Raw genomic sequence first — 520 nt, 5'->3', positions numbered from 1 at the left:
ATGACTGGGGTGAAGTCGTAACAAGGTAGCCGTAGGGGAACCTGCGGCTGGATCACCTCCTTAACGAAAGATTGACGATCGGTAAGAATCCACAACAAGTTGTTCTTCATAAAGATGTATCTGAGGGTCTGTAGCTCAGTTGGTTAGAGCACACGCTTGATAAGCGTGGGGTCACAAGTTCAAGTCTTGTCAGACCCACCAAGTCTACTAACTGCATATTGAAAGATGAAAATCTGGAAATAAGTTACACACTAAAAGATACATTGACCTAATGATAAGCTGGGGACTTAGCTTAGTTGGTAGAGCGCCTGCTTTGCACGCAGGAGGTCAACGGTTCGACTCCGTTAGTCTCCACCATATATTAAGCTGAGAAATTATAGAATTTAGTGAACTATTTAAGTTTATTAAGTTCTGTGATTTATCACGGTTTCTAGACCTGACGAAGGCTAGAAAAATCATTAACAGATTATATTTGAGTTGAAATAAATTGTTTAAGGCTCAGAACTGAATTGAATTTAGC

General features: G+C 40.2%; 2 tRNA genes and 1 rRNA gene. All 3 read left to right on the top strand.

Annotated features, from left to right (window positions below):
• Positions 1-63 (top strand): 16S ribosomal RNA (locus tag HLH14_RS10145); the annotation flags it as partial.
• A 61-nt stretch (positions 64-124) separates the two neighbouring features.
• Positions 125-201: transfer RNA gene (locus tag HLH14_RS10140), tRNA-Ile, on the top strand.
• Positions 202-281: 80 nt separating this feature from the next.
• Positions 282-357 (top strand) — tRNA-Ala (locus tag HLH14_RS10135).
• Positions 358-520: the final 163 nt, after the last annotated feature.

This window comes from Acinetobacter terrae, from assembly GCF_013004375.1.
Classification (GTDB): domain Bacteria; phylum Pseudomonadota; class Gammaproteobacteria; order Pseudomonadales; family Moraxellaceae; genus Acinetobacter; species Acinetobacter terrae.
The sequence above is the reverse complement of the archived record's forward strand: the minus strand, read 5'-3'. Positions and strand labels throughout refer to the sequence as shown.